Source organism: Azospirillum halopraeferens DSM 3675 (genome assembly GCF_000429625.1).
In the GTDB taxonomy this organism is placed as follows: Bacteria; Pseudomonadota; Alphaproteobacteria; order Azospirillales; family Azospirillaceae; genus Azospirillum; species Azospirillum halopraeferens.
Window position 1 is genome coordinate 102,840 of the sequence record NZ_AUCF01000004.1, and the last position, 19,836, is coordinate 122,675.

General features: G+C 71.9%; 21 protein-coding genes. 12 read left to right on the forward strand and 9 right to left on the reverse strand.

Annotated features, from left to right (window positions below; genetic code table 11):
* Nucleotides 1-9: 9 nt before the first annotated feature.
* Entirely contained in the window at nt 10-1,008 is a 999-nt protein-coding gene (locus tag G472_RS0104185) for an MraY family glycosyltransferase (protein ID WP_084536435.1), read from the reverse strand.
* Nucleotides 1,005-2,189, reverse strand: coding sequence for a glycosyltransferase family 4 protein (locus tag G472_RS0104190; RefSeq protein WP_051340391.1), 1,185 nt, complete (start codon nt 2,187-2,189; stop codon nt 1,005-1,007). The genes G472_RS0104185 and G472_RS0104190 overlap by 4 nt, the downstream gene beginning before the upstream one ends.
* Before the next feature lie 200 nt (nt 2,190-2,389).
* Between G472_RS0104190 and G472_RS0104195 the strand changes: the two genes are divergently transcribed.
* The 3 genes from G472_RS0104195 to G472_RS38665 are packed head-to-tail and all read left to right on the forward strand — an operon-like array spanning nt 2,390 to nt 4,909.
* Nucleotides 2,390-2,734: a hypothetical protein gene (locus G472_RS0104195; protein ID WP_029007368.1), complete on the forward strand. Its 345-nt coding sequence runs from the start codon at nt 2,390-2,392 to the stop codon at nt 2,732-2,734.
* 43 nt (nt 2,735-2,777) lie between these two features.
* Complete coding sequence (gene asnB, locus G472_RS0104200; protein ID WP_029007369.1) at nt 2,778-4,751, forward strand: asparagine synthase (glutamine-hydrolyzing); 1,974 nt, start codon at nt 2,778-2,780, stop codon at nt 4,749-4,751.
* Nucleotides 4,748-4,909: a hypothetical protein gene (locus tag G472_RS38665; protein WP_156926987.1), complete on the forward strand. Its 162-nt coding sequence runs from the start codon at nt 4,748-4,750 to the stop codon at nt 4,907-4,909. Before asnB ends, G472_RS38665 begins: the two co-directional genes overlap by 4 nt.
* A 3-nt stretch (nt 4,910-4,912) precedes the next feature.
* Here G472_RS38665 and G472_RS0104210 read toward each other — a convergent pair whose 3' ends face one another.
* Nucleotides 4,913-5,311 carry a HEPN domain-containing protein gene (locus G472_RS0104210; RefSeq protein WP_029007370.1) on the reverse strand — a complete coding sequence of 133 codons (399 nt, stop codon included), beginning with the start codon at nt 5,309-5,311 and terminating at the stop codon, nt 4,913-4,915.
* Nucleotides 5,308-5,622, reverse strand: coding sequence for a nucleotidyltransferase domain-containing protein (locus G472_RS0104215; protein WP_029007371.1), 315 nt, complete (start codon nt 5,620-5,622; stop codon nt 5,308-5,310). The genes G472_RS0104210 and G472_RS0104215 overlap by 4 nt, the downstream gene beginning before the upstream one ends.
* 165 nt (nt 5,623-5,787) lie before the next feature.
* Here G472_RS0104215 and dcd point away from each other — a divergent pair, with 165 nt between their 5' ends.
* The 5 genes from dcd to G472_RS0104240 all read left to right on the forward strand — a co-directional run bounded on the left by dcd (nt 5,788) and on the right by G472_RS0104240 (nt 9,220).
* Nucleotides 5,788-6,342, forward strand: a complete 555-nt coding sequence (gene dcd, locus G472_RS0104220; RefSeq protein WP_029007372.1) for a dCTP deaminase — start codon at nt 5,788-5,790, stop codon at nt 6,340-6,342.
* 46 nt (nt 6,343-6,388) lie between these two features.
* Nucleotides 6,389-7,684, forward strand: a complete 1,296-nt coding sequence (gene murA / locus G472_RS0104225; RefSeq protein ID WP_029007373.1) for a UDP-N-acetylglucosamine 1-carboxyvinyltransferase — start codon at nt 6,389-6,391, stop codon at nt 7,682-7,684.
* A gap of 13 nt (nt 7,685-7,697) precedes the next feature.
* Nucleotides 7,698-8,159 (forward strand): DUF2948 family protein, encoded by a 462-nt coding sequence (locus G472_RS0104230; protein ID WP_029007374.1) that lies wholly within the window; start codon nt 7,698-7,700, stop codon nt 8,157-8,159.
* 18 nt (nt 8,160-8,177) lie between these two features.
* Nucleotides 8,178-8,876 (forward strand): deoxyribonuclease V, encoded by a 699-nt coding sequence (gene nfi / locus G472_RS31185; RefSeq protein ID WP_051340393.1) that lies wholly within the window; start codon nt 8,178-8,180, stop codon nt 8,874-8,876.
* Between the two features lie 71 nt (nt 8,877-8,947).
* On the forward strand, nt 8,948-9,220 hold the full coding sequence (locus G472_RS0104240) for a hypothetical protein (RefSeq protein ID WP_029007375.1): 273 nt from the start codon (nt 8,948-8,950) through the stop codon (nt 9,218-9,220).
* A gap of 2 nt (nt 9,221-9,222) precedes the next feature.
* On the opposite strand, the gene G472_RS0104245 is transcribed toward G472_RS0104240, so the two are convergent.
* On the reverse strand, nt 9,223-9,888 hold the full coding sequence (locus tag G472_RS0104245; protein ID WP_029007376.1) for a LuxR C-terminal-related transcriptional regulator: 666 nt from the start codon (nt 9,886-9,888) through the stop codon (nt 9,223-9,225).
* Nucleotides 9,889-10,117: 229 nt separating this feature from the next.
* On the opposite strand from G472_RS0104245, the gene G472_RS0104250 reads away from it, so the two are divergent.
* Together G472_RS0104250 and G472_RS0104255 are read left to right on the forward strand one after the other, a co-directional pair.
* Nucleotides 10,118-10,939: a LuxR C-terminal-related transcriptional regulator gene (locus G472_RS0104250; protein WP_245593388.1), complete on the forward strand. Its 822-nt coding sequence runs from the start codon at nt 10,118-10,120 to the stop codon at nt 10,937-10,939.
* Nucleotides 10,940-11,001: 62 nt separating this feature from the next.
* Nucleotides 11,002-12,258, forward strand: a complete 1,257-nt coding sequence (locus G472_RS0104255) for a M20 family metallo-hydrolase (protein ID WP_029007378.1) — start codon at nt 11,002-11,004, stop codon at nt 12,256-12,258.
* Nucleotides 12,259-12,394: 136 nt separating this feature from the next.
* Here the strand turns inward: G472_RS0104255 and G472_RS0104260 are convergent, their stop codons facing one another.
* Together G472_RS0104260 and uraH are read right to left on the reverse strand one after the other, a co-directional pair.
* Nucleotides 12,395-12,883 (reverse strand): hypothetical protein, encoded by a 489-nt coding sequence (locus G472_RS0104260; protein ID WP_029007379.1) that lies wholly within the window; start codon nt 12,881-12,883, stop codon nt 12,395-12,397.
* Between the two features lie 79 nt (nt 12,884-12,962).
* Complete coding sequence (gene uraH, locus G472_RS0104265) at nt 12,963-13,319, reverse strand: hydroxyisourate hydrolase (RefSeq protein WP_029007380.1); 357 nt, start codon at nt 13,317-13,319, stop codon at nt 12,963-12,965.
* Nucleotides 13,320-13,461: 142 nt separating this feature from the next.
* On the opposite strand from uraH, the gene xdhA reads away from it, so the two are divergent.
* Both xdhA and xdhB read left to right on the forward strand, forming a co-directional pair.
* A complete protein-coding gene (xdhA, locus tag G472_RS0104270) occupies nt 13,462-14,931 on the forward strand; it encodes a xanthine dehydrogenase small subunit (RefSeq protein ID WP_029007381.1) in 1,470 nt (489 codons plus the stop codon).
* Nucleotides 14,924-17,254 (forward strand): xanthine dehydrogenase molybdopterin binding subunit, encoded by a 2,331-nt coding sequence (xdhB, locus tag G472_RS0104275; RefSeq protein ID WP_029007382.1) that lies wholly within the window; start codon nt 14,924-14,926, stop codon nt 17,252-17,254. The genes xdhA and xdhB overlap by 8 nt, the downstream gene beginning before the upstream one ends.
* A gap of 39 nt (nt 17,255-17,293) precedes the next feature.
* On the opposite strand, the gene G472_RS0104280 is transcribed toward xdhB, so the two are convergent.
* Nucleotides 17,294-19,339: a methyl-accepting chemotaxis protein gene (locus tag G472_RS0104280; RefSeq protein ID WP_029007383.1), complete on the reverse strand. Its 2,046-nt coding sequence runs from the start codon at nt 19,337-19,339 to the stop codon at nt 17,294-17,296.
* A gap of 229 nt (nt 19,340-19,568) precedes the next feature.
* On the reverse strand, nt 19,569-19,775 hold the full coding sequence (locus G472_RS38670; protein WP_156926988.1) for a hypothetical protein: 207 nt from the start codon (nt 19,773-19,775) through the stop codon (nt 19,569-19,571).
* Between the last annotated feature and the right edge of the window lie 61 nt (nt 19,776-19,836).

Consider the following 19,836-nt stretch of genomic DNA (forward strand, 5'->3'; position numbering starts at 1 on the left):
CCCCCATGCTCAGGCCGCCGCCGGGCGTGCCAGGTGCGCCAGCAGGCCGGCGACCACCAGCAGGCCGGCGGGCACGGCGGGCCAGCCGGCGCTCAGCGACGCCACGGCCAGGGCGATCAGCGCCGCGTTGGCGGCCAGCACCGCCAGCACCACCCGGTCGTGGCTGCGCCCGCGCTGCGTGGCCTTCTGGTAGAAATGCTCCCGGTGAGCCTGCCACACCTTCTTGCCGGCGGCGGCGCGGCGCAGCAGTGTGATCGTGGCGTCGGCCAGGAAGTAGAGCGGCAGCAGCAGCGCCGCCTCCCACGCCCCCGCCGCCGCCGCGGCCAGCAGCAGCCAGCCCAGCAGGTACCCCAGGGGCACGCTGCCGACGTCGCCCATGAAGACGCGCGCGGGATGCCAGTTCCAGGCAAGGAATCCCAGCGCCGCCCCGGCCACGGCAAGGCCGTGGAGCGTCAGGTCGGGGGCCGCCCCGGCGAGGGTGGCGACCAGCGCCAGGCCGATGCCGACGGTGGCCGCTTCCGTCCCCGCCAGCCCGTCGATGCCGTCCATGAAGTTGAAGAGGTTGACGAACCACAGCCAGGCGAAGCCGGCCAGCACGCGGTCCAGCCACCACGGCACGAGCCCCTGCAGCACGAGGCCGTCGGGCGGCAGGACCGCCAGGCCGGCCGCCACCGCCGCCATCTGCACCAGGAACCGCGGCGCCGGCCCCAGGCCGCGGCGGTCGTCGGCCCACGACACGGCGACCAGCGCCGCCGCCGCGCCGAGCAGCGGCAGCACCGTCGCCGCCGTCCCGTGGGCGAGCGCGATCGCCGCCCACACCGGCAGCACCGTCAGCACCACGCCCCAGCCGCCGCCCCGTGGCGTCGGCACGGAATGGCTGGAGCGGTCGTTGGGGTGGTCGAGGATGGCGCGCCGGCGCAGCCACACCAGCACCCGGCCGACCAGCAGCCACGACAGGGCCAGCGACCCGGCCAGGGTGACGAAGGGCAGCAGGATCTGCGCGGTCATGGCGCCGTCGGCTCCGGCGCGCCGGCCGGGGCGCCGCGGGCGGCGGCCAGCAGGCTGCGGTAGAGGTCGAGCGTCCGCGCCCCCACCCGCTCCGCCGCCATGTCGGATTCCACCAGGCGCCGCCCGGCCGCGGCGAAGCGCCGGCGCAGGTCGGGATCGCGGGCCAGGGTGGCGATGGCGCCGGCCAGGGCCGCGGCGTCGTCGGGCGGGACGAGCAGCGCGTTCTCCCCCGCGTGCGCCACCTCGCGGCAGCCGGGCACGTCGGTGGCGACGATGGCGCGGCCGCAGGCGGCGGCCTCCAGCAGGCTCTTGGGCAGGCCCTCGCGGCGGGACGGCAGGGCGGCGATGTGGCTGCGCGCCCAGACGGTGCGCACGTCCTCCACGTGGCCGGCCAGCTCGACGCCGGGCAGGGCGCGCCAGCGCTCCACCTCGTCGGGGCGGATCGCGGTGGGGTTCTCGGGGTCGGGCGTGCCGGCCAGGATCAGCGCCACGTCCAGCCCCTCGGCGCGCAGGTGTTGCTGCGCCTCCACCAGCGGGCGCACGCCCTTGTCGGCCAGCAGCCGCCCGACGAAGCCGACGGTCACCGGCGGCTCCGGCGGTTCGGGCAGCACCGCGTAGCGGACGGTGTCGATGCCGGAGCCGCGAATCACCCGGCACCGCTCCGCCACGGCCAGCCCGGTGGCCACGAGATGGTCGCGGTCGTCGCCGTTCTGGAGGACGGTGACGCTGTTGCGCCGCCGCAGCACGGCGCCCAGCAGCGGCCGCGCCGCAGCACCGGCCAGGCGCGCCTTCACGCTGCCCCGCCCGAAGGCGGAGCCGAGGCCGGTCAGGGCGTTGACCACGGCGGGCACGCCGGCGGCGGCGGCGGCCAGGCCGCCCAGAACGACGGGCTTCAGCGACACGTGGTGGACGATGTCGGGCCGTTCGCGCCGGTAGAGGCGCGCGATGGCCGCCACGTCGGCCAGCGCCCCCGCGGGGTTCACGGAGCGCCGGCGCCAGGGGAGCGGCAGCAGGCGGAATCCCTCGCCCTCGATCCGGGGGCCGTGGGCGTCGACGCGGGTCGCCACCGCCACGTCGAAACCGGCGTCGCGGGCCGCCCGCGCCATGGGCAGGCGGTGCGACCAGAAATACCAGTCCTCGGTGACGAGGTAGAGCAGCTTGGGCCGGGCGCGCTCGGTCACGGGCGGAAACTCATCGGCGGGAACGGCGCCGGCGGCGGGGCGTCGGCGCCGGCGTGCGGATGGGCGTCTTATGCCCCGGGCGGTCCGCCAACGCCAGCCCGCAGTGGCCGGCGGCGGCGGGACCGCATGCGCCGCGGCTTGACTTGCGCGGCGGGCTGTCGATCTACTGGCTTCCCGAAACGACCGATCGAAGCGACGTCATGGCACCGAAGAAGAACCCGCTCGGCCTCAACGCCCTTCAGCTCAAGACGCTGACGCTGCTGCAAGAGGTGGCGCGGCTGGAGAACCGTCCGGCCGAGGGGGAGGAGGGGGCGTTCCTGGTCACCCGCCTGCCGCATGCCCATGGCAACCATTTCCACCTCGGCGACGCGGTGGTGTCGTCGGCCGACGCCACCGGCCTGTCCAACCCCGCGGTGTGGAAGGCGCTGGAGCGCAAGGGCGTCATCGCCGGATCGCCGCAGTCCGGCGGGGTGCGGCTGACGGCGGCCGGCATGGGGTACGACACCGGCCTGCGCGACAGCATCCTGCACCGCTCCGACCACTGATCTTCCCCTCCGGCTCAATCCACGACGGCGGACAGGCCCGGCCATGTGCGGTTTCTGCGGCTTCCTGACGAGCGACGGCGACCGTGACCCCGCGGCCATGCAGGACGCGCTGGGGCGGATGAACGACACCATCCGCCACCGCGGCCCCGACGGAGACGGGGAATGGGTCGATGCCGCCGCCGGTGTGGCTCTGGGCCACCGGCGGCTGGCCATCGTCGACCTGTCGCCGCTGGGCCGCCAGCCCATGGCGTCGGCCGACGGGCGCTGGGTCATCGCCTACAACGGCGAGATCTACAATTACCGCGACCTGCGGGCGGAGCTGGAGGCGGCCGGCCACGTCTTCCGCGGCCAGTCCGACACCGAGGTGCTGGTGGAGATGGTGGCCGCCCGCGGCGTCGCCGCGACGGCGCGCCGGCTGGTCGGCATCTTCGCGCTGGCCCTGTGGGATCGCGCGGCACAGACCCTCTATCTGGTGCGCGACCAGATCGGGGTGAAGCCGCTCTACTGGGGGCGCTTCGGCGGGACGCTGCTGTTCGGCTCCCAGTCCAAGGCCCTGCGCGCCCACCCCGCCTTCCGCGCCGCCGTCGACCGCGACGCGCTGGCCGCGTACATGCGCCACAACTACGTGCCCGCACCCCACAGCATCTACCGGGGTGTGCGCAAGCTGGAGCCCGGCACGATCCTCACCGTGCGCCCCGGCGCCGAGCCGGAGAGCGAGACCTACTGGGACCTGTCGGCCGCGGTGCGCGACGGCATCGCCGGGCGCCTCGACCTGTCCGACGCGGAGGCGGCGGAGCGTCTGGAAGCCCTGCTGATGGACGCCGTGGGGCGGCAGATGGTGGCCGACGTGCCGCTGGGCGCCTTCCTGTCCGGCGGCATCGATTCCTCCACCGTGGTGGCGCTGATGCAGGCGCAGTCCGACCGGCCGGTGCGCACCTTCACCATCGGTTTCGCCGAAGCCGGCTTCGACGAGGCCGCCGCCGCCCGCGCCGTCGCCGACCATCTCGGCACCGACCACACCGAATTGCGCGTCGAGCCGCGCCACGCCCTGGACGTCATTCCCCGGCTGGCCGACTGGTACGACGAGCCGTTCGCCGACAGCTCGCAGATCCCCACGCTGCTGGTGTCGGAGCTGACGCGGCGCTCGGTCACCGTCGCCCTGTCCGGCGACGGCGGCGACGAGCTGTTCGCCGGCTACAACCGCTATTTCTGGGGCGCCGGCCTGTGGCGGCGCCTGGGGCCGCTGCCGGCCGGCCTGCGGGCGGCGGGGGCGGCGGCGATCCGCGCGCTGCCGCCGGCGGGATGGGACGCCCTGTTCGCCCCGGTGCCCGCCCGGCTGCGGCCGCGCCTGCCCGGCGACAAGCTGCACAAGCTGGCCGGCGTGCTGGCGGCCGGCGGGCCGGACGCCCTCTACCGCGGGCTGATCACCCATTGGGAGGCGCCGGACGCCCTGGTCATCGGCGCGCGCGAGCCGCGCGGCCTGCTGTGGGACGACGGCGTGGCCGCCCGCGTCCCCGACTTCGTCGAGCGCATGCAGTATCTGGACACCGCCACCTATCTGCCCGACGACATCCTGGCCAAGGTGGACCGCGCCAGCATGGCGGTGGCGCTGGAGGCGCGCGTGCCCCTGCTCGACCACCGGGTGGTGGAGTTCGCCTGGCGCCTGCCGATGCACCAGAAGATCCGCGATGGCCGGGGCAAGTGGCTGCTGCGCCGCGTGCTCGACCGGCACGTGCCGCGCGACCTGGTGGAGCGCCCCAAGATGGGCTTCGGCGTGCCCATCGATTCATGGCTGCGCGGCCCCTTGCGCGACTGGGCCGAAGCCCTGCTGGACGAGCGCCGCCTGCGCGACGACGGCCTGTTCGACCCGGCCCCCATCCGCGCCCGCTGGGCCGAGCATCTGTCGGGCCGGCGCAACTGGCAGTACCTGCTGTGGAGCGTCCTGATGGTCCAGGCATGGCAGGACCGCTGGGACACCGCCCCCGCCGCCCCCTCCCTGACCGCGAGCGCCGCATGAGCAGCGAGACCACCCCGCGCCCCGGACCCAAGCCCGCCGACAAGCAGGACCGTCTGGCCGCGCGCCTGCGCGAGAACCTGAAGAAGCGCAAGGAGCAGGCGCGGGCGCGCGAGAAGGGGGAGGATGAGGGGGACGGTGAGGGTGGTCCTCAGCCCTAGACGTCAGGTGGAGCCGCAGTCGTCGAGCAATGAGGCAATGCACGCGACGAACTGCTCCGCCCTTGTGATCGCTTCGCTGGCGCGTTGCGGTGGAACGTCGGAGTCCGGCCCGGTTTCGTAGTCAGCCAGCGCTTTCAAATCGTAGGCTTGTGCAAGGAACTTACGGATCTCCGGCCCGACAGCCGGTTCGCTTCCGGTCAGCCGCGCGAATTCCGAGTGAACGCCGCTGTGGGTCTTTGCCACTTTCCCGGTGCGTTCCACGATAATGGCCTGAGCAGCGTGGAACGCTGCGAGATAGGCGTTGCGCCCGGCGTCGTTCGTCAGCCCGACGTTAAGGTTTCGGCGGGCGAAGCCGAGGCAGCGCGGAGCCTTGCCGAGAAACGCGGCAGCTTCCTCCTTCACAGATCGCGCCCCTCCCGTCGCACTTCGTGCATCAGCGGCGTGCGGTCCCGTTGGGCGCCGGCGCGGAAGGGCATGGCGTGTATGAATGCCCCGGTGTCATAGAGGATCTCGGTCGTGATGTCGCTCAGTCGATCGACCTCCGCCCAGCGGTCCGCCATTCCCCGCACGAACACCGCGACGTCGTAGTCGGAGTCCGGCCGCGCGTCACCGCGGGCGCGTGAACCGAACAGGACGACTCGCTCCAGCCGCTCGCCGTACAACGCGTCGAGCGCCGTGCGCAGGCGGACGAGAACGGGATCCGTTGTGGTCATGCCGCCGCCCTCCATGTCGCGCGCCAGGACGTCATCCCCGCAAGATGAGCCTGTCCCGCATCCGCGTCAATTCGCGGGCGCGGAGTCGCCGTGCTTGAGCCACCCGTTGCGCTCGGCTACAAACCCGGTTCGGACCTGTTCTTTCGATCTGGGGAGTTGGTGGCGATGGGCATCATGCCGGACGCGTGGATCCGCGAAATGGCCGAGACCAGGGGCATGATCGAGCCCTTCGTCGACCGCCAGGAGCGCGAGGGCGTGATCTCCTACGGGCTGTCCTCCTACGGGTACGACGCGCGGGTCGCCGACGAGTTCAAGATCTTCACCAATGTCGACAACGCCATCGTCGATCCCAAGAACTTCTCCGGCAACAGCTTCGTCGATCGCAAGACCGACGTCTGCATCATCCCCCCCAACAGCTTCGCGCTGGCCCGCACGGTGGAGTATTTCCGGGTGCCCCGCGACGTGCTGGTGATCTGCCTGGGCAAGTCGACCTACGCCCGCTGCGGCCTGATCGTCAACGTGACGCCGCTGGAGCCGGAGTGGGAAGGCCACGTCACGCTGGAAATCTCCAACACCACGCCGCTGCCCGCCAGGGTCTACGCCAACGAGGGGCTGTGCCAGTTCCTCTTCCTCAAGGGCGACAGCCCCTGTGAGGTCTCCTACGCCGACAAGGCCGGCAAGTACATGCGCCAGCAGGGCGTGACGCTGCCGCGCCTCTGACGCCGCTTCCCTTCACCGACGTTTTCCGCACGACACCGGGTTTCCCATGGACAAGATCCGCATCCGCGGCGGCCGACCCCTGAGCGGGTCCATCGCCGTCGGCGGCGCCAAGAATGCCGCCCTGCCGCTGATGACCGCCTGCCTGCTCACCGACGAGACGCTGGTCCTGAGGAACCTGCCGATCCTTGCGGACATCAACACCCTGTGCAACCTGCTGCTGCAGCACGGGGTGGCGATCCACCTGGACGGGGCCGGCGGCGCGTGCGCCGGGCGCACGGTGGAGCTGACGGCGCGCGGCGTGACCAACACCACCGCGCCCTACGACCTGGTGCGCAAGATGCGCGCCTCGGTGCTGGTGCTGGGGCCGCTGGTGGCGCGCTTCGGCGAGGCGAAGGTGTCGCTGCCCGGTGGCTGCGCCATCGGCGCGCGCCCGGTCGACCTGCACATCAAGGGTCTGCAGGCCATGGGTGCGGCAATCGAGCTGGAGGGCGGCTACATGATCGCCCGCGCCCCCGGCGGTCTGCGCGGGGCGGAGATCGTGTTCCCCAAGGTGTCCGTCGGCGCCACCGAGAACCTGTTGATGGCCGCCACCCTGGCCCGCGGCGAGACGGTGCTGGTCAACGCCGCGCGCGAGCCGGAGGTGAGCGACCTCGCCCACTGCCTGGTGGCCATGGGCGCCGACATCACCGGCATCGGCAGCGACACGCTGCGCATCCGCGGCGTGGAGCGGCTGCACGGCGCCACCCACTCCATCGTGCCCGACCGCATCGAGACGGGCACCTACGCCATGGCCGCGGCCATCACCGGCGGCGAGCTGGACATCCTCAACACCCGCCTGGACCTCATCGCGTCGGCCGCCACCGTGCTGGCCCAGGCCGGCGTCGCCTTCACCGAGATCGAGGGCGGCATCCGCGTCTCGCGCGCCAACGGCACGCTGGCGGGCGTCGACGTGATGACGGAGCCGTACCCCGGCTTCCCCACCGACCTCCAGGCGCAGATGATGGCGCTGCTGTGCACCGCGCAGGGTGCCGGCATGATCACCGAGACCATCTTCGAGAACCGTTTCATGCACGCGCCGGAACTGATGCGCATGGGCGCGCGTATCACCGTGCACGGCGCCTCGGCGCTGGTGCGGGGGGTGGATCGGCTGACCGGCGCGCCGGTCATGGCCACCGACCTGCGCGCTTCGGTGTCGCTGGTGCTGGCCGGGCTGGCAGCCAGGGGGGAGACGACGGTCAACCGCGTCTACCATCTGGACCGCGGCTACGAGCGCCTGGAGGAGAAGCTGGCCGCCTGCGGCGCCGACATCGAGCGGATCGGCGGCGAGGGCGGCGACGACTAGGAAGGGAGGGGCCATGAGCAAGCCGATCCGCCTGCGCGCCGAGGACGAGGACGACCTGCGGGTGGTCTCCGCCTGCCTGCAGGACGCCATCGTGCCGATCGGCGAGATGGGCTACGTCCCCGGCGACAAGCGCTTCGTGCTCGTGGTCAACCGCTTCCGATGGGAAACGGCCGACGCGCCGCGCGCCGACGACGGCCCCACGGCCGAGGACGACGACCTGTTCCCCTACGAGCGCGTCCATTGCGGCGTGCGCTTCGACGGGGTGGAGCGGGTGCGCACCCGCGGCATCGACCTGCGCGACCGCCGGCAGATCCTCGAACTGCTCAGCCTCGGCACGGAGGACGGCGACGTGCTGCTGCACTTCGCCGGCGGCGGCTGCATCCGCCTGTGCGGCCCGTCCTGGACCTGCCTGGTCGAGGACCTGGGGGAGCCCTGGCCCACCGCCAGCCGTCCCTGCCACCCGGTGGAGGAATAGGGCGGAGGGCCCGCGGCCATGGACGGGTTCCCCGGCGACCATCCCGACGATGACGACGGCACCGCGGCGGGCTGGCCGACCACGGAGGCCGAGGCGCGGGCCGTGCAGGAGCGCCTGCGCACCCGGGTCGTCGCCCGCGACGATGTCGGACCGCTGCGCCGCCTGGCGGCGGTGGACGCCCACTACAGCGAGGCCGACCGGCTGACCTGGGCGGCGGTGGCGGAGGTCGATCCGGCAACGCTGGAGCTGACCCGCTCGGTTCTGCTGGCGCGGCCCACCAGCTTCCCCTACGTCACCGGCCTGCTGTCCTTCCGCGAGGTGCCGGCCATGGCGGCCGCGCTCGCCATGCTGCCGGAGCCGCCCGACCTGGTCCTGGTCGACGGGCAGGGGATGGCGCACCCGCGCCGTTTCGGGCTGGCCTGCCATCTCGGCGTCGTCACCGGGCTGCCGACGGTGGGGGTCGCCAAGTCGCGCCTGGTGGGGCGCTTCGACCCGCCGGGGCTCGCGCGCGGCTCCTCCTCGCCCATGTACCACCGCAAGGAGATGGTGGGGGTGGCCTTGCGCACCCGCGACGGCACCAACCCGCTGTTCGTGTCGGTCGGCCACCGCGTGGGGTTGCAGACCGCCGTGGAGCTGGTGCTGCGGGTCACCCCCAAATGGCGGCTGCCGGAGCCGATCCGGCTGGCCGACCGGCTGTCGCGCATGCACCGGCCCTGAGGCCCGCCGCGGAACCGCCCCGGCGGCTCCGGTGTTCCACCGGGACGGTGTCAGCAAGGGCGGAGGGGGCGATGCGGGTGACCTACACCTACCGGGGCAGCAGCGACGCGGCGTTCGAGGATGCCATGCTCGGCGTCGTGCGGTCGGTCGCTCCGGCGCGGGCCGCCGGCCGGCGCGAGGACCCGCAGGGCTTCACCGCGGTGACCCTCGACGTCGACCTCAACGGCCCCAGCGACACCATCCTCGGCAGCCTGCGCACCCACGAGCGGATCATCGACGTGGCGCAGGACGGCGGCCCGCCGGAGGCCGCCTTCGACGAGCTGAACGACCCCGTGCGGTCGTGAGATCAGGCGCTCATCAGAGGGGACAGGCCGTTCTGGATGGCCCATACCGCCGCCTGGGTGCGGTTCTGGGCGTTGATCTTCCGCATCACGTTCTTGAAGTGCATCTTCACCGTTGATTCGGTGATGTGCAGATGGCGGGCGATGGCTTTGTTGGACTGTCCGGCCAGCAGGCAGCGCAGGATCTGCACCTCGCGCCGGGACAGCTCGTTGCCGGACAGGGCGGGAAGCACGGGCGCGACCGGACGCTCGTTGGTGGTGGCCATCAGCAGGCTGGCCACGTGCGTCGGGTACACCACCTCGCCCAGCATGACGAGCTGCAACGCCCGCAACAGGGATTCGCTGGACATCGCCTTGTCCAGATAGGCGTCCGCGCCGGCCTCGAGCGCGCGGCTCAGCGGGCGGTCGGACAGGGTGTCGGCCAGCACGGCGATGCGCGCGTCGCAGGCCGCGCGCAGGCGTCGCAGCCCCGCCGGCTCGTCGCCCGCGGCCGCCGGTGCTGCCAGCACGATCAGGTCCGGCGCGGCGCCGGCCGCGATGGCGGCCAGCGCCTCGTCGGCCGTCGCGGCGTAATGGCCGATGCTGAAGGGGCCGTTGGCGATCAGCGCGCCGAGCGCCGCCGAGAACAGACGGTCGTGATCCACCAGCATCGTATCCCAGGGGGTGGGCATCGTTGCTCCTCCGGTTCGTTGTCGATTGTCGCTTGGAGCGATGGTACCGAGTGAAAGGCGCGCCCAACACGATACTTAAAAAGTTATTAAAAGCAAGTGGACGTTCAGAGGAAAGCGTGCTTTACCTTCATGAGGATGGTGATTTATACGAGAGCGCGCACACGCTCTGCAAGGAACTTCGCCGTTCGATCTTGGCGGATACCTCAAACGATAGTGTAGGCGATCGTCGATGGATGTGAATGTCGACAGTGAACGACGCAACGACGGTTCGGCGCCGGACGGCGACGGAACCGGGGCGGCGGTCTGCACGCGGCCGCTGCGGGTGCGGCACAAGGAAGGCGACGACACGATGGAAATACGGGTTCGTCCGGCGGAACGCGACCGGGTCCACGGCGGGCAGGGGCAGACGTTCCTGGTGGTGGACGGTCATCCGCTGGTCCGCCACGGTTTTGCGCTTTCGGTCCGTGAGATCCGGCCCGGGGCTTCGGTGATCGAGGCCGGCACCCTGGCCGAGGCGCTGGCCGTCGTCACCGGGACGCCCGGCCTGACGCTGGTGCTGTTCGACTTCAACCTGGCGGACCGCAGCGGCCGGGAAGGGGTGCGGCGCATGGTGGAGGCGCTGGGGGACACCCCGCTGCTGGTGATCTCCGCCTCCGACGAGGTGGGCGACATCGTGGAAAGCGTGCGCCTTGGCGCGCGCGGCTACATCCTGAAGACCAGTTCGACGCAGGTGCTGGAGCACGCGATCTCGCTGGCCCTGACGGGCGAGACGTTCCTGCCGCTGCCGCGCGCCGTGCTCGGCGGCACGGTGGCGCCGGGCGCGGCCCGCGGCGGCGGCGGACCGGCGGAACGGCTGACCGACCGCCAGCGCGACGTCTTCCAGCTTCTGCTGGCCGGCCACTCCAACAAGGAGATCGCCCGCGAACTGGGCGTTCTGGAGGGCACCGTGAAGGTGCATGTGCGGGCCATCATGCAGAAGCTGGGGGTGCGCAACCGCACCCAGGTGGCGGTGGTGGCGGCCCGCAGCGGCTGGTTCCCCGACCACGGGTGATGCGGGACGGCCCCCCGCGCGGCGGGGTAGGATAAGGGGAGGACGCGGAACGGGAGGATCTGATGGCGGACGGGCATACGGAACAGGGCGCGGCGGCGGCGGTCGACGAGGGGCGCCTGTGGGGGCGGCTGATGGCGCTGGCCGCCGTCGGCGCCCGCCCCGACGGCGGGGTGGACCGGCCGGCCCTGTCGATGCAGGACGCGCAGGCCCGCTCCCTGGTCGCGGGGTGGGCGCGGGACCTCGGCTTCGCGGTCGCCACCGATCCCATCGGCAACCTGTTCGTCCGCCGCGCCGGGCGCGATCCGGACGCTGCCCCGGTGCTCACCGGGTCCCACCTCGACACCCAGCCCATGGGCGGGCGCTTCGATGGCGCCTACGGCGTGATCGCCGGGCTGGAGGCGCTGCACGCCATGAACGACGCGGGGATATCGACGCGCCGCCCCGTGGAACTGGTCGCCTGGACCAACGAGGAGGGCGCGCGTTTCCAGCCCGGCTGCATGGGTTCCGCCGTGTTCACCGGTGCATTGGCGCTGGAAACCGCGCTGGCCGCCGTCGATCGTGACGGCATGACGGCGCGCGAGGCGCTGGCCGCCGTCCTCGCCGGGGAGCCGGAGATGGCGATCCGCCCCGCCGATGCGGCGGTGCACGCCTATGTGGAAGCCCACATCGAACAGGGGCCGGTGCTGGAGGAGGAGGGGCTGCCGCTGGGCATCGTCACCGGCATCCAGGGCTGCCGCTGGTTCGCGGTCGAGGTGACGGGGGAGGCGGCGCACGCGGGAACCACGCCGCGGGCCCGCCGCCGCGACGCCTTCATGGCGGCCCACGCCATCGTCGCCGAATTGCGCCGGGCGCTGGAGGACGAGGCGGACGTCACCCGTTTCACCATCGGCCGGTTCGAGGTGGAGCCGGGCTCGCCCAACACGGTGCCGGCGCGGGTGTTCTTCACCATCGACCTGCGCCACCCCGACGCGGCCCGGCTGACCGACCTGGGCGACCGGGTGGCCCCGCTCGCCGGCAGTGCCGCCGGGGGCTGCGCGGTGACGGTGACGCAAACCTCCGCGTCCGCTCCCGTGGTCTTCGCCGATCCGGTGCTGCGGGTGCTGCGCGATGCCGCCGTCCGCTGCGGCGTGCCCTTCCGCGACCTGCCCTCGGGTGCCGGGCACGACGCCGGTTACCTCGCGGCCATGGCGCCCACGGGCATGCTGTTCGTGCCCTGCGCCGGCGGCGTCAGCCACCATCCCGCCGAATCCGCCGCCCCCGCCGACCTCGCCACCGGCGCGCGCGTGCTGGCCGAGGGGCTGGTGCGGCTGGCGGAGTGATGTGGCTTCCGGCAGATCCGTAGGATCGGTTGGAAGCCGTCGAACCCGACAGATGAAGGCCGCAGGCCTTCATTGAAAGGGGCATACGGTTAAAGCCTTCAGGCGGAAACCGTATGATGTGCCGGCGGGCCGGTGCTCAGCCCGCGCGCGGGTGGACGCCCCCGGGGTGTGACGCCGGGGTGCGGGCCAGGCGCAGCCACAGCCGGGCCAGGAGGATGGAGAGGAAGAAACCGGCCCCGGCGGTGGACCAGATCATGGCGCCGGTGGCGAACAGCACGACCATGGGCAGGCTGAACAGGGCCACCATCACCGTCTCCGCCATCCCGCTGGTCTGCGCGAAATAGGGGCCGGCGTTCTGCACCACGGTGACGGCGGTGAACAGCAGGTAGAACAGGCCGGCGGCGCGGCTGCCGATCTCCAGGGCCGCGCGTGGCCGGGCCTGGACGCGCTCCAGCGGGCCGCGCGGCCAGGCGACCGCCGCGGCGACGGCGGCGCACAGCGCCGCCAGGGTGCCGGCCTCCGCCTCGGCCCGCAGGTCGAGAAGGGTGGTGAACCCCGCGTGGCCGGCCGCGGCCGCCAGCGCCAGGGTGGTTGCGTAGCCCACCGCGATGGCGATCTCCCGCATGCCCGCACTCCGTTCGTGTTCGTATGGGAATGGTGGACCAACGAACGGTACGTGTCATCAACGAAATCGCGGAAACGAATCAGCTTCCGCGGTAGGTGGAGAAGCCGTAGGGGCTGACCAGCAGGGGCACGTGGTAATGGGCGGTTCGGTCGGCGATCCCGAAGCGCACGGGCACATGGTCCAGGAAGGGCGGATCGGGCAGGTCGACGCCGATGCGGCGGAAGTAGTCGCCGGCCATGAAGACGAGCTGGTAGGTGCCCGCCAGCAGCGCGTCGCCGTCCAGCAGCGGTTCGCCGGTGCGGCCGTCGGCGTTGGTTTCCACCTGCTTCAGCAGGCGGAACGCGCCGTCCTCGGCCAGGGTCTGCAACGCGATGATCATCCCCGCGGCGGGGCGGCCGTGCGCGGTGTCGAGCACGTGGGTGGTCAGGCGGCCCATGTATGGTCTCCTCTTCGGCTTCTGCGGGGTCCGCGGGCTGTGGGCACAGTATGGGGGCCGTCGGCGGGCGGGCAAGGGCGGTGCTTGCCGGCCCGCACCCCGATCCCCCATGATGACCGGGTGGAAACCGGCGGGAGGGACCATGTCGGGATCGGTGCGCTTCGTCATGGGCGGGCGCGTGGTCGAGGTCAGAGGGGTCAGCCCCACCACGACCGTGCTGGACTGGCTGCGCGCGAACGGCCGGTGCGGCAGCAAGGAGGGGTGTGCGGAAGGGGATTGCGGTGCCTGCACCGTCGTCCTGGGCGAACGCACGCCCGACGGCGAGGCGGGACCGCCCGTGCGCTACCGCGCCGTCAACGCCTGCATCCTGTTCCTGCCGATGATCGACGGCAAGCTGCTGCTGACCGTCGAGGACCTGGCCGACGAGGACGGGGACCTGCACCCGGTCCAGCAGGCTCTGCTGGAGGCCAACGCCTCCCAGTGCGGGTTCTGCACGCCGGGCTTCGCCATGGCCCTGTTCGCCCTGTACCACGCCGGCGCCGCGCCGGACGATCCGGCCATCCACGACGCCCTGGCCGGCAACCTGTGCCGGTGCACCGGCTACCGCCCGATCCTGGAGGCGGCGCGGCGCATGCGGCCGCATATCGACGTGACCGACCGGTTCCAGCGCTCCGAGGCGGGAATCCTTGCGCTCCTGCGCTCGGTGGAGCGGGAGGGGACGCTGGAGGTGTCGGGCCAGGGCGGGACGTTCCTGGCGCCGCGCACGGTCGCCGACCTGGCGGCCCTGTACGCCCGCCACCCCGACGCCACCCTGGTGGCCGGCGCCACCGACGTCGGGCTGTGGGTCACCAAGGGGCACCGCAGCCTGCCCGTGCTCATCCACCTGGAGCCGGTGGCCGAGCTGCACCGCGTGACGGAGGCCGCCGACCATCTGGACATCGGCGCCGCGGCGACCTACGCCGCGTTGCTGCCGTCCCTGGACCGGCATCTTCCCGCGTTCGCCGCGCTGGTGCGGCGCATCGGCGCCGCGCAGGTGCGCAACTCCGGCACGCTGGGCGGCAACGTCGCCAACGGCTCCCCCATCGGCGACAGCATGCCGGCCCTGCTGGCCCTGGACGCGGAGCTGGTGCTGAACCGGGACGGAGTGCGCCGGGTGGTGCCGCTCGACGGCTTCTACACCGGCTACCGCACGTCCGTGCTGCAGGCGGGGGAGTTCGTGGAGCGCATCCGCATCCCCTTCCCGGACCCCGGCGAGCGGTTCGCGGTGTGGAAGGTGTCGAAGCGGCGCGACCAGGACATCTCCGCCGTGTGCGCCGCCTTCCGGTTGAGTCTGGACGATGCCGGGGGGGTGACCGGGTTCCGCGCCGGCTACGGCGGCATGGCCGCGATCCCCGCCCGCGCCCGCGCCGCCGAGGCGGCGGTGATCGGACGGCCCTGGACCGCGCAGACCGCGGCGGCGGCGGCCGAGGCCCTGTCCCTGGACTTCTCTCCCATCACCGATGCGCGGGCCTCGTCGGACTTCCGCGCGGCCGTCGCCCGAAACCTGCTGTTGCGGTTCCACCGCTACACCACCGGCGAGGAGGCGTACGCCCTGGAGGACGTCCATGGCTGACGGCCGCGCCGACCCCGTGCGCACCATCCGCGGCGACGTGCATACGGCGCTTGCCCACGACAGCGCGCGCAAGCACGTCACCGGAACCGCCCCGTACGTGGACGATCTGCCGGAACTTCCGGGAACGCTCCACGCGGCGCTGCACCTGTCCGACCGGGCGCACGCCCGCATCCTCGGCATGGATCTGGCGGCGGCGCGGCATGCGCCCGGCGTCCACGCCGTGCTGGTGCACGACGACGTCCCCGGCGACCCCGACGTGGGTGCGGTGGAACCCGGCGACCCCATCCTGGCCCCTGATCTGGTGAGCTACGCCGGCCAGGCGGTGGTCGCCGTGGCCGCCGACACGCCGGCGCGGGCGCGCGAGGCCGCGCAGCTCGTCAAAGTGTTCTACGAGGATCTGCCGCCGGTCCTGGAGATCGGGGAGGCGCTGGAGAAGGGGCTGTTCGTCTCCCCCTCCCTGACCATGCGGCGCGGCGACTCCGTCGCCGCTCTCGCCGCCGCGCCGCAGCGCCTGGCGGGCGAACTGCGCATCGGCGGGCAGGACCATTTCTATCTGGAAACCCACATCGCCTACGCCATCCCCGGCGAGGAGGGGGAGCTGCGCATCCACGCCTCCACCCAGTATCCGTCGGAGGTGCAGCACATCGTCGCCCGCACCCTGGGCCGGCCGATGAACGCGGTGACCGTGGAATGCCGGCGCATGGGCGGCGCCTTCGGCGGCAAGGAGTCCCAGGCTGCCCACGTGGCGGCGCTGGCGGCCGTGCTGGCGGTGCGCACGGGACGGCCGGTGAAGCTGCGCCTGGACCGCGACACCGACATGGTGATGACGGGCAAGCGCCACGACTTCCTGGCCCGCTACGAGGTCGGCTTCGACGACGACGGGCGCATTCGCGCCCTGCACCTGGAGCTGGCGGCGCGCTGCGGCATCTCGCTGGACCTGTCCAACGGCGTGGTCGACCGGGCCATGTTCCACGCGGACAACGCCTACTTCATCCCCGACGCCACCGTGATCGGCCACCGCTGCCGCACCAACACGGTGTCCAACACCGCCTTCCGCGGCTTCGGCGGTCCCCAGGGCATGGCGGCGATCGAGCATGTGGTGGACGAGATCGCGCGGGCGCTGGGGCGCGACCCGCTGGACGTACGGCGCGCCAACCTCTACGGCGGTCCGGGGCGGGACACCACCCATTACGGCATGCGGGTGGAGGATGCCGACATCCTGCCGGAGCTGCTGGACGAGCTGGAACGTACGGCCGAGTACCGCGCCCGCCGGGCCGCCATCGACGCGTACAACGCCGGCAGCCCGGTGCTGAAAAAGGGGCTGGCCCTCACCCCGGTGAAGTTCGGCATCTCCTTCACCGCCCACCATCTGAACCAGGCGTCGGCGCTGGTGCACGTGTACGCCGACGGATCGGTGGAGGTGAACCACGGCGGCACGGAGATGGGGCAGGGCATCCACACCAAGATCGCCCAGATCGTCGCCCACGAGTTCCAGGTGGACGCGGACCGGCTGCGCGTCACCGCCAGCGTCACCGACAAGGTGCCCAACGCCCCGCCGTCCGCCGCGTCCACCGGCACCGACCTGAACGGCCAGGCCGCGCGCATCGCCGCGCTGACGGTGAAGAACCGGCTGGTGGCGTTCCTCGCCGACCATTGCAAGGTGCCGCCCGACGCCGTGGTGTTCCGCGACAACCGGGTGGTCGCCGGCAACCACGCCTTCACCTTCGCCGAGCTGGCGAAGCTGGCGTTCCTCAACCGGGTCCATCTGTCGGCAACGGGGCATTACAAGACGCCGAAGATCTGGTGGGACCGCGCGTCCGGCCGCGGCACGCCCTTCTTCTATTTCGCCTATGGCGCTGCGGTCAGCGAGGCGCTGGTCGACACGTACACCGGGGAGTACCGCTTCACCCGCACCGACCTGCTGCACGACTGCTCCGGCTCCATCAACCCGGCCATCGACCGCGGGCAGGTGGAGGGGGCCTTCGTCCAGGGGCTGGGCTGGCTGACCTGCGAGGAGCTGTGGTGGGACGCCAAGGGGCGTCTGAAGACGCACGCCCCCTCGACCTACAAGATCCCCACCGGACGCGACCTGCCGGCGGATTTCCGGGTCCGCCTGTTCGACGCGCGGCCCAACCGCGCCGACACCATCCACCGTTCCAAGGCGGTGGGTGAGCCGCCGCTGATGCTGGCGTTGTCCGGCTGGCTGGCGCTGAAGGACGCCATCGCCGCCGTCGGCGGCCACAGGCACCCCGTACGCCTCGACGCTCCGGCGACGCCGGAGCGGGTGCTGATGGCCTGCGAGGCGTTGCGGGGCCGGGGATAGCGGACCGGGGGAGACGCCGGGCGCCTCCCCCGCTGCCGTTCACGCTGCGCGCACGGTGGCGATGAAGCGGGTGACCTCGGTGCGCAGGGTCTCGGCCTGGCGGGTCAGCCCCTCGGCGGCGCCCAGCACCTGCGACGCCGCACTGCCGGTCTCCGACGCCGCCTGATTGACACCGACGATGTTGGCCGACACCTCTCCGGTGCCGCGCGCCGCCTGCGCTACGTTCTCGGCGATGTCGCGGGTGGCCGCACCCTGCTCTTCGATGGCCGAGGCGATGGCGGTGGCGATCTCGTTCATGCGCGTGATCGTCTGCCCGATCCCGTCGATGGCGCCGCGCGCGCCCTCCGTCGCCCCCTGGATCTCGCGCACCTTGGCCTGGATCTCGTCCGTCGCCCGCGCGGTCTGGGTGGCCAGCGCCTTGACCTCCGACGCCACCACGGCGAAGCCCTTGCCGGCCTCGCCCGCCCGCGCCGCCTCGATGGTGGCGTTGAGCGCCAGCAGGTTGGTCTGGCCGGCGATGCCGGTGATCAGCGACACCACCTCGCCGATGCGCTGGGCGGCGTCGACCAGCTCGCGCATGGTGGTGTTGGTGCGCTCCGCCTCGCTCACCGCCTCGCCGGCGATGCGGGCGGAGGTGGTGACCTGCTGGCCGATCTCGCTGATGGAGGCCGACAGCTCCTCGGTGGCGCTGGCGACGGTCTGGACGTTGGCCGACGCCTGCTCGGCCGCGGCGGCGACCGTGGCCGCCTGCTGGCTGGTCCGGGTGGCGGTGGAGGACAGGGCGGTGGCAGCCCCCTGCATGTCGCCGGCTGCCGCCGCGACGGAGTCGACGACGCCGCGCACGGATGCCTCGAAGCCGTCGGCCAGGCGGATCATGGCGGTGCGGCGCTCCTCGGCGGCACGTTCCTCGGCGGCCTTGGCCTCCTCCTCCATCTGCCGGGTGCGAACCATGGAGTCGCGGAAGACCTGCACGGCCCCGGCCATGGCGCCGATCTCGTCCCTGCGGCCGATGGCCGGGATCGCGACGGTGGTGTCGCCGCCGGCCAGGCGGCGCATGGCATCGGTCATGGAGGTCACCGGACCGGCGATGCCGCGGCCGATCAGCCACGCCAGAAGCAGTCCGAACGCGATGGCCATGGCCGAGACAACGATGACCGTGGTTTCGGCCTCGGCGCTGTTGCGGGCGGCGGCTGTGGCGACCGTCTCCTGGTATTCGGTGGCACGGCCGCGAATGGACCCGGAGAGTTGGGTCAACTCATTGCCGATGGTGCCGAGCGGGTTGACCACCAGGGCGTCGATGTCCATCAGGGAATTGGCGAGATCCTCGAAGCCGGCGGCATAGACCGGCAGCAGGGGCTCCACCTTGGCGATGCGCTCGGCCTGGCCATCGGCGAGCGGCAGGCCGCGCAGGCTCTGCAGTAGCTCGCCGGTCGTCTTCAGGATGGCGGCGACCCTGGTGCGGTCCTCCGGATTGCGGCTCACCGCATAACGGGCGGCGATGGTGCGGGCGAGCAGGAACTGGCTGTCCATGGCAGCGGCCACGACAAGGGTATCGACGTTGCGCGCCGTCGCCTCCGCCTCGCGGATGGCAGTAAGGGTGGAACGGATGGTGGCACCCGTCTGGTCGATGATCGACGTGGTCAGCGACTCCTGCCGGCGCCGCAGGTCGACGAGACGGGCGAAGGCATCCGCGTACTGCTTCTCCAGTTCCAGGAAGCGGTCGGCATCCCGGCGGTTTTCCTGTGACCGCACCTTTGCCTTGGTTTCGGCGATCAGGCGCTCCATGTCGCCATGGGCAGCCTGGAAGGCGTTGACGTCATCCTGCGCCCCCAACGCGTAGAACCGCGTCACCGCCAGACGCGCCTGCAACAGCGCCGTATCGGATCGGGCGGAGAGCAAAGCAATCTCTGCCTGGCGACGGTACTCGGCCAAATGCTCGTCGCTCTCCCTGGTTTCCCACCATGACAGGGTGCCCAGGCCGATCAGCAGGCCGAGGACCATGCCAAAGCCGATGAAAACCTTGGTGCGGACCCTGAGGTCGGCGAGGACCGACCGGAAGGAACGGGGGGTGTCTGAGCCGGTCATGACCCGGGGCCTCCTGAAGCTGCGCCGGCGCGATCGGAAGGCAAACACCCTCCTCCGCCGTCGGAAAAGTCGAACGTGCTGTAAGCAAAGAGAGTAACATCGTATGTGTTCTGCTTACAAGTCGAATCCGCAGTACATACCGGGATTAGTTGCGATGGGTTCAGATGTGTTCTAATAATCAATAAGATCGGCCGAAAGAAAACGCTTGGCAATGACAAGAAAAAATCAATCAGGTGGAAACTTTATGACGTTTGCGAGTGATTGGCGATTGCGCGAACTTTCGGGACCGGTTCGTCGCGGCCGTCCCGTCTGCGCCGCCGCCGGGCAGACCCCGGCCCGTCGGACCGGCAAGCACCGTTCTGAAGCCGAGCCGCGCCGTCACGCGCAGATCGGCCAATGGATCGGGCGCCCCGGAGCGCGGAACGGTGGTGTTCATCGCTGACCTCGGTCGATGGACGAAGGCGTTGCCACGATGGTACGCGCGGCGGGGCGCACCA